This is a genomic window from Glycocaulis sp. (assembly GCF_052168375.1).
Lineage (GTDB): Bacteria > Pseudomonadota > Alphaproteobacteria > Caulobacterales > Maricaulaceae > Glycocaulis.
Window position 1 is genome coordinate 1 of record NZ_JBQLZR010000324.1, and the last position, 7,350, is coordinate 7,350.

The 7,350-nt window shown below is 62.4% G+C and carries 13 protein-coding genes and 1 pseudogene; 10 read left to right on the forward strand and 4 right to left on the reverse strand.

The window, feature by feature from the left end; translation table 11 throughout:
- Both ACTS2Z_RS13430 and ACTS2Z_RS13435 read right to left on the reverse strand, forming a co-directional pair.
- On the reverse strand, positions 1–126 hold a 126-nt coding region (locus tag ACTS2Z_RS13430; RefSeq protein ID WP_442573727.1), incomplete at its 3' end, for a type II toxin-antitoxin system RelE/ParE family toxin.
- Entirely contained in the window at positions 123–389 is a 267-nt protein-coding gene (locus ACTS2Z_RS13435; RefSeq protein ID WP_442573715.1) for a type II toxin-antitoxin system ParD family antitoxin, read from the reverse strand. The genes ACTS2Z_RS13430 and ACTS2Z_RS13435, both read right to left, overlap by 4 nt.
- 158 nt (positions 390–547) lie before the next feature.
- Between ACTS2Z_RS13435 and ACTS2Z_RS13440 the strand changes: the two genes are divergently transcribed.
- The 8 genes from ACTS2Z_RS13440 (at position 548) to ACTS2Z_RS13475 (ending at position 4,784) form a co-directional block, all read left to right on the forward strand.
- Positions 548–814, forward strand: a complete 267-nt coding sequence (locus ACTS2Z_RS13440) for a hypothetical protein (RefSeq protein ID WP_442573716.1) — start codon at positions 548–550, stop codon at positions 812–814.
- Between the two features lie 8 nt (positions 815–822).
- The gene (locus ACTS2Z_RS13445) at positions 823–1,242 is read left to right on the forward strand and encodes a hypothetical protein (protein WP_442573717.1); all 420 of its coding nucleotides are present in this window, start codon (positions 823–825) and stop codon (positions 1,240–1,242) included.
- A gap of 17 nt (positions 1,243–1,259) precedes the next feature.
- On the forward strand, positions 1,260–1,511 hold the full coding sequence (locus ACTS2Z_RS13450) for a hypothetical protein (protein ID WP_442573718.1): 252 nt from the start codon (positions 1,260–1,262) through the stop codon (positions 1,509–1,511).
- A complete protein-coding gene (locus tag ACTS2Z_RS13455; RefSeq protein WP_442573719.1) occupies positions 1,508–2,134 on the forward strand; it encodes a hypothetical protein in 627 nt (208 codons plus the stop codon). Before ACTS2Z_RS13450 ends, ACTS2Z_RS13455 begins: the two co-directional genes overlap by 4 nt.
- On the forward strand, positions 2,131–2,331 hold the full coding sequence (locus ACTS2Z_RS13460) for a helix-turn-helix transcriptional regulator (RefSeq protein WP_442573720.1): 201 nt from the start codon (positions 2,131–2,133) through the stop codon (positions 2,329–2,331). The genes ACTS2Z_RS13455 and ACTS2Z_RS13460 overlap by 4 nt, the downstream gene beginning before the upstream one ends.
- 80 nt (positions 2,332–2,411) lie before the next feature.
- Positions 2,412–4,007: a lysine--tRNA ligase gene (locus tag ACTS2Z_RS13465; protein ID WP_442573721.1), complete on the forward strand. Its 1,596-nt coding sequence runs from the start codon at positions 2,412–2,414 to the stop codon at positions 4,005–4,007.
- A 118-nt stretch (positions 4,008–4,125) separates the two neighbouring features.
- Entirely contained in the window at positions 4,126–4,563 is a 438-nt protein-coding gene (locus tag ACTS2Z_RS13470) for a hypothetical protein (protein WP_442573722.1), read from the forward strand.
- 2 nt (positions 4,564–4,565) lie between these two features.
- Positions 4,566–4,784, forward strand: a complete 219-nt coding sequence (locus tag ACTS2Z_RS13475; protein WP_442573723.1) for a helix-turn-helix transcriptional regulator — start codon at positions 4,566–4,568, stop codon at positions 4,782–4,784.
- Positions 4,785–4,959: 175 nt separating this feature from the next.
- On the opposite strand, the gene ACTS2Z_RS13480 is transcribed toward ACTS2Z_RS13475, so the two are convergent.
- Positions 4,960–5,586, reverse strand: coding sequence for a S24 family peptidase (locus ACTS2Z_RS13480; RefSeq protein ID WP_442573724.1), 627 nt, complete (start codon positions 5,584–5,586; stop codon positions 4,960–4,962).
- A 110-nt stretch (positions 5,587–5,696) separates the two neighbouring features.
- On the opposite strand from ACTS2Z_RS13480, the gene ACTS2Z_RS13485 reads away from it, so the two are divergent.
- Positions 5,697–6,044, forward strand: coding sequence for a DUF952 domain-containing protein (locus ACTS2Z_RS13485; RefSeq protein ID WP_442573725.1), 348 nt, complete (start codon positions 5,697–5,699; stop codon positions 6,042–6,044).
- The gene (locus ACTS2Z_RS13490; RefSeq protein ID WP_442573726.1) at positions 6,044–7,081 is read left to right on the forward strand and encodes a quinone-dependent dihydroorotate dehydrogenase; all 1,038 of its coding nucleotides are present in this window, start codon (positions 6,044–6,046) and stop codon (positions 7,079–7,081) included. Before ACTS2Z_RS13485 ends, ACTS2Z_RS13490 begins: the two co-directional genes overlap by 1 nt.
- Here the strand turns inward: ACTS2Z_RS13490 and ACTS2Z_RS13495 are convergent.
- Positions 7,054–7,350, reverse strand: a pseudogene (locus ACTS2Z_RS13495) (MATE family efflux transporter); the annotation flags it as partial. The gene ACTS2Z_RS13490 and the pseudogene ACTS2Z_RS13495 sit on opposite strands and share 28 nt — an antisense overlap.

Here is a 7,350-nt window from a genome sequence, read left to right on the forward strand (position 1 = left end):
GAGGTCGGCAGCTGTCTGCCGAAGCTCTGCGATGAAACTCAGCGCCCGCCTCGGATTATCCTGCGCAATATAGTCAGCAATCTCTTCCAGATCGCGTTCCGCTGCAGGCGAAAAGCGCGAACTCACTCCGCAGAGCCTTGCGCCATCGAGCGGTATTTCACTTCCAGCCGGTCAAACAACGCATCCGCGTCAACGCCGGGGCCGCTATTGGCGCCTTCGGCAATAGCCGCGCGTAAGGTTTCAAGCCGCGCCTGACGCAGCGCTTCCCGATCTTCAAGCAGGCGAAGCCCCTCGCGGATGATCTCGCTCTTCGAGTTGTAGCGGCCAGACGCGATTAGCTCGTCCATCAGGCCTTCAAAATGTCCGCCAAGGGCGTAGCTGCTAGGCATCACCGTCTCCATTCATACGCTGATCACGATAATTATTATCATAGGGTGGGATAGGAAACCAGTTTCGGTCCCCACGGGAAAAAGGTGTAAAGCTCCCTTGACGTAAAGCGAGCTTGACGCTATCTCGTAAAGCACGCTTTACAAAGGGAGTGCGTCACATGACTATGTCGAAGAAGATCCGCGTTGGTCTGCTGGTGGTTGCGGCCTGTGCTACCGGCCTCGCCTGGACCGGTGTCGGAGCCGCCTATTTTTTGGACGCGCCGCGGGCGATGTTTGTGTTTGCCGTGATTGCGGCAGCCTTGGCTACCGAAGCGCTTTTCTGGCTGACCATGTTCGTTCTGGGCTGGACAGCTTTTGCAAACCGCCACTGGCTGATCCGCCTGTTGTCTGGCGGCCATACGCGTGGTGAGACCCGCCAGGCCTGAGGAGCATCATGATCAATCTCGTGCCCGAAACCTATTCTGCCCCGCCGGCTGCCCGCCGCCGCTATATCTGGCGCAGCAGTGCACTGGTCGTGCTGCAGCTTGTGCTGTTCATCGCCTACTATGCTCTGGGTGGCGGGGACGAGACGGTGGGCGGGCTGGACGTCGCCATGATGGCCATTACCGTCCTGTTCGTTGGCGCCGCCACGTACGAGATTGTCATGCTGATCCGCGCGCTCGACGAGCTGCAGCAGCGTATCCACATCCTCTCCTGGGCCATTGCCTGCGCGCTTGCCGTCTCCGTGAGCTTTCTGTGGGGCGTGGCAAGTGTGCTGGTTTCGGCCCCGTCCCTTGATCCAATTCTCACAATGGTGATCGCCGTGCCGGCCTACTATGTCGTGCTGTTTGCCGCCGGCCGGCACTTTGCGTGATCCGTAAGGACAATCCCATGAACACCCCAGATAACGCGTCTGCCCGTCAGACATCGCAATCATGGCGTGCCGGCGGCGCGCTGGTCGGCCTCTTCCTGGTCAGTTCGGCGCTCCTCTATCTCGGCGCAGTTGCGGCATTTCTCCTGCTGGATGCGCCGTCCATGGCCTTCGCCTTCACAGGGCCGGCTGCGGTTCTCATGATCATGGCGGCAGTCGAGCGGCGCATGCTCAAGGCCACTCAACAGCAACCGGCCGGGTCGTCTTCATGACGGAGAAACCGCGCATGGAAGCCAGGACGCTTCATCCGATACGTGCCAGCGGCACGTTCGCCCTCATCCTGCTTTTTCTGATGATTGGCCTGTTCATGGCCTTCGCTTTTGAACTGGCAGATGGCGCGGACGACCCGGTCATCCTTGTCGTCCTGGCAGCCGCGACGCTCGGTGTCTTTGGCCTGTGGGTCCGCGAGAACCGGATATCCCAGCGTGCTGCCAATGCGCCCGCAACACCGCGCCGGGAGATAAAGGCGGCTCTGCTGATACCCCTTCAGGCGGGTATCGTGATGGCCTATGTCGCCGCGCTTCTGGCGGCCATGCGCTTCGTCCCCGAGCTGGACGGCTTCTTCAAGGGCATGCTGCAAAGCCTGCCTGTAGGTCTTGTCGCCGGCTGGGTGGTGGTCTGGATCTACATCATCCTTGAAAGTGACGAGATGATCCGCCGCCTGATGACGACGGCGACAGCCATATCTGCGGGCGGTGTGCTGTGCGCGGCGACCTTCTGGGCGCTTGTCACGCTTCATGCGGACCTGCCGGCCTTTGATGCGATTTATCTCTTCCCGGCGTTTGCCGCCCTTTACGGTGTGGTGTCCGCGGTCCTGATCCAGCGGCAGACATGAAGAACCGTCTGAAGGATTTGCGCGCCGAACGCGGCTGGAGCCAGGCGCATCTGGCCGAGTTGCTGGACGTGTCGCGCCAGACCGTGATCTCGCTGGAAAACGGCAAGTACGATCCGTCCCTGCCGCTGGCGTTCCGGATCGCACGCGTCTTCGCAACCCCGATCGAAACCATTTTCGACGATGGTGTGGAAGGCTAGGGCAGGGCCGTCATTGACGGGTGGGCGTGCGGGGGCTACCTGCCAGCCCATCGTCAACGCCTGAAACGGACGCTTATTCCATGAGTGACATTGCCGCCCTTGCCAACAACGCCAAAGCCTGGCCGTTCGAGCTTGCGCGGGAACTCCTCAAACGCGTGGAAAAGCGCGGTGATGCCTCAAAGCCTGTCGTGTTCGAGACCGGCTATGGCCCGTCCGGTCTTCCCCATATCGGCACGTTCGGCGAAGTGGTGCGCACCACGATGGTGCGCCATGCCTTCGAAGTGCTGACCGATGGCAAGATCCCGACCCGGCTGATTTGCGTCTCGGACGATATGGATGGCATGCGCAAGGTGCCGGGCAATATCCCGAACCCGGAAAAGCTGGAGGCCTGGCTGCAGCGCCCCCTGACCGATGTGCCGGACCCGTTCGGTACGCATGAGAGCTTCGGCCATCACAATAATGCCCGCTTGCGCGCCTTCCTCGACAGTTTCGGCTTCGACTACGAGTTTCTGTCCGCGACCGAGCTTTACCGCTCAGGCGCCTATGACCAGATGCTGCGTAATGCCCTGACGCGCTATGATGACATCATGAAGGTGATGCTGCCCACGCTGGGCGAAGAACGGCGCGCCACCTACAGCCCCTTCCTGCCGATCAGCCCCAAGACGGGCCGCGTGCTCTACGTGCCCATGAAGGCAATTGATGCCGATGCCGGCACCATCACGTTCGATGATGAGGATGGCGATGAGCTGACCCTGCCTGTGACCGGCGGCAACACCAAGCTGCAATGGAAGCCGGACTTTGGCGCACGCTGGGCCGCGCTCGGCGTCGATTTCGAGATGTATGGCAAGGATCACCAGGTCAATGGCGCGATCTATTCGCGCATCTGCCGGATTCTGGGCGCGGAGCCGCCGGTCCAGTTCTGCTACGAGCTGTTCCTGGACCAGCAGGGCGAGAAGATTTCCAAGACCAAGGGCAATGGCATCGCGGTGGAGGAATGGCTGCGCTATGCGCCCGCCGAAAGCCTGTCGCTCTACATGTTCCAGAAGCCGAAAACCGCCAAGCGGCTCTATTTCGATGTGATCCCGAAAGCGGTCGACGAGTATCGCCAGCATCTGGCTGCCTTCGATGGTCAGGACACCGACAAGCGCATCGAGAACCCGGTCTGGCACATCCATTCCGGCGAGCCGCCCCAGCCCGGCGCGGACATTTCCTTTGCGCTCATGCTGAACCTCGTCTCGGCGGCAAATGCCTCCAGTAAGGAAACCCTTTGGGGCTTCATTGGCCGCTATGCGCCGGGCACCAGCCCGCAAAGCGAACCTTTCCTCGACCGGCTGGCCGACTATGCGCTCAGCTATTACGAGGACTTCGTGAAGCCGGCGAAATCCTACCGCGCTGCGAACGAGCAGGAAAGGGCCGGGCTGGAAGGCCTTGTGGCACGCCTTGAAGCGCTGTCGCCCGATGAGCGCGATGCAGAGACTATCCAGACCGAGGTCTATTCAGCCGGCAAGGATGCCGGGTTTGAACAGCTTCGCGACTGGTTCCAGGCGCTCTACGAGATCCTGCTCGGCCAGTCGCAAGGGCCGCGCTTTGGCGGGTTTGCCGCCATTTACGGCTTGCCGCGCACCCTCACCCTGATCCGCCGCGCACTGGCGGGTGAGGACCTGAGCGCGGGCTAGTTTCCCGCCCTGCGTTGCCGCCTGAAATTTTCGAGTAAGAAAAACTTGACACAAGGTCGGCTATTTCCTACATCCGTGCATGTAAGGTTTTTTATACCTCAAGTCGGAAAGGTTTGACATGTCGTTTCAGGAAAAAAGCAACGCCCTGATGCTGGGCGCGATGGTGCTGGTCTACGGCACCTATTTCATGCTGGTGCTGGGTGCGCCGCTGCTGTCGGGTAGCGAGATCGACACGAGCGTCGGCCTGCTGATGTCCAACGGTCTGATGCTGGCGAGCGTTCTGGCGCTGGTCGTGATCGCAATCATCGGCCATATCGCGATTGCGGTGCTTGCACCGAAAGATGCCGATACCAGCGATGAGCGAGACCGCCTCATCGAGATGCGCGGTGACCAGCGTGGCGGGTTCGTCCTGGGCGCGGCGGCGCTGGGCGCCATGGGCCTGGCGATGCTGGCGGCCGAGCATTTCTGGATCGTCAATCTGATCCTGGGCGGGCTGGTGCTGGGCGAGATCGTCAAGGCGGTCTCCAAGATCATCGACTATCGCCGGGGTGTCTGATCATGGGCAAGGGCAAGACCCGCATCGCAAATACGATCCGCGAGCAGCGATTTCACGCTGGCGAGATGACCCAACAACAACTGGCTGACGCGGTCGGCATCACCCGCCAGACCGTCATCGCGATGGAGCAGGGCCGCTATTCTCCGTCTCTGGAGGTTGCCTTCCGGGTGGCGCGTGCCTTTGGCAAGCCGCTGGAGGAAGTGTTCACATACGAAGAATAGGGGCTCCCCGCTTGCTTCCTTCCTTCGTCGTTCCCGCACAGACGCGAACCCGGTTGAGAGGTGAGTGGCATAAATCACTGCGGTCCCGGCCTCCGAGCCGGGACCCATGATTTTTAAGTGACCTTCGCCCTATGCCCTCTGTATCCCCGCCTCGTGCGGGGATGACTAAGGCCTCCTACTGGCTCGCCCAGACGATCCGGGCCATCCAGACCAGCTCGCTGACATCGAGAACGCGGGTTTCATAATCTGAATTGAGCGAGACGAGCTCGATCGTCCGGGCAGTGGTACGGCCAAGTTCCTTGGCCATTACCTCGCCGGAGCGCAGCTTGGCCACCACCCGGTCACCGCGCCGCAACTGGGCATGGGGAGCGACCACGATCCGGTCGCCGGGCCGATAAACCGGCAGCATGGACTCGCCCGAGATTTCCAGCGCGTAACAGGCTTCGTCGTCGAGACCGGGGAAGATGACCTCCTCCCAGCCCGAACCGGCGGGAAAGCCCGCATCATCGAAAAACCCTTCACTGCCGGCCTGTGCCAGACCGATAAGCGGCACCGAGCGTCCGGCCATGGTGTCGGTGGCAAGTCCGGCGAATTCTGCAAAGCTCACCTTGGCCGCATCCAGTGCCTTGGCAAGGCTTTCTGTCGACGGCCAGCGCGGCTTGGCGTCCGAGGAAGACGCGCGCTTGGACGGATTGAACGTGGTCGGGTCCAGCCCCGCCATGCGGGCGAGGCCCGATGGAGACGTGCCGGCACGCTGGGCCAGCCGGTCAATGCCGCGCCAGACCTGGGCATGGGTGAGCATGGCCGCGCCTCCTTTCTTTACGTCCAAGGATTTTATTCCTTTCATGGGGAAGAATGTCAACCCGGCGCGGCCCACTTGCGAGGGTCTCTCCGCCGGGCTAGAGCGGAGCAATGACCGATACTGTGATCTACCGCTTCGCCGATCCGGCTGCGCTGGGTGCGGCGGCCCTTGCCGGGCAGTTCGAGGGCGAGGCGCATGACAGGCGCGACGGCTTCATTCACTGCTCGGCGCGTCACCAGATCGAAGGCACGCTGCTGACGCACTTTGCCACTTTGGAGCGCGTTGCGCTGGCGGTGATTGATGCAGGCGCGCTAGGGGCAAGCCTGAAATGGGAAAAGTCGCGTGGCGGTGAAGATTTCCCGCACATTTACGGGCCCTTGCCCTTTTCGGCGATACGGGCGGTTCATCTGTTGAAACGAGACGAGGCGGGCGAATGGCGCCTGCCGGAGGAGTTGTGATGAGCCTTGCCGATCTGGGAGCGAAGGCGCTGGGAGTCCTGCCGCCCGAGACAGCCCATCGCATCAGCCTGAAAGCCCTTGCAGCCGGTCTCGGCCCTCGCTTGTCCGACAGCGCAGACCCTGTGCTGGCGACCTCCATTGCCGGGCTGGAGCTGTCCCACCCGGTGGGGCTGGCGGCGGGTTATGACAAGAATGGCGAAGCGCCGGACGCTCTGCTCGCGGCGGGCTTTGCCTTTGTTGAGCTTGGGGCGGTAACGCCGCGTCCGCAGGCGGGCAATCCGCAGCCCCGGCTCTTCCGCCTGCGCGCCGACCGCGCCGTCATCAACCGCATGGGTTTCAACAATGAAGGGCTGGATGCGCTGAAAGCCCGGCTGGAAGCGCGCGCCGGCAAGCCCGGACTTGTCGGGATCAATCTGGGTGCCAACAAGGATAGCGAGGACCGGGCGGCCGACTACGTAACGCTGGTCAAGGCACTGAAAGGTCTGGCCGGCTTTTTCACGATCAACATTTCCTCGCCCAATACGCCGGGCCTGCGCGACATGCAGGGCGAAGAGGCGCTGGGCGCGCTGCTGGCGCGCGTCAACGATGCCCGCTGGACGGAGCCGGTCTTTCTGAAGATCGCGCCCGATCTCGACGCGGCGGGCATCGAATCCATTGTCCGGGTAGCGATGGCAAACCGCATTTCGGGCCTCATCGTCTCCAATACCACTTTGGCCCGTCCCGATACGCTGAAAAGCCCGCATCGCGGCGAGGCGGGGGGATTGTCAGGCGCTCCTCTCACGCACGCCTCGACCGAAGTGCTGCGTCAGGTGCGCCGCCTTGCGGGGCCGGAGCTGCCGCTGATCGGGGTGGGCGGGGTGAATTCGGTGGAAACCGCCTATGCCAAGATCCGCGCCGGTGCGAGCGCGATCCAGCTCTACACCGCGCTCGTCTATGAGGGGCCAGGACTGGTGGGCCGTTTGCGTGAGGGTCTGGCGGCCCGTCTGAAAGCCGATGGTTACACCTCGCTTCACGAAGCGGTCGGCGTTGACGCCTGAGCGAGTACGTCGCGTTTGAGACCCGCAAGGCCGAGGCTGAGCGTGCCTGCCCGGGCTATGTAATAGCCCAGAAAGGCGAGCCAGAGCCCGGTGCCGCCAAAAGCGGGCCGCAAGACGAGGTCGAGCGCGGCATAAATGATGAAGGCGGCAATCATCGCATTGCGCATCAGCGGGCCGCGCGTGGTGCCGATCATCAGACCATCCAGCTGCCAGCTCGCAAAGCCCATGACCGGGACGAGGGCGCAATAGGGCAGGAAGGTGCGTGCCGC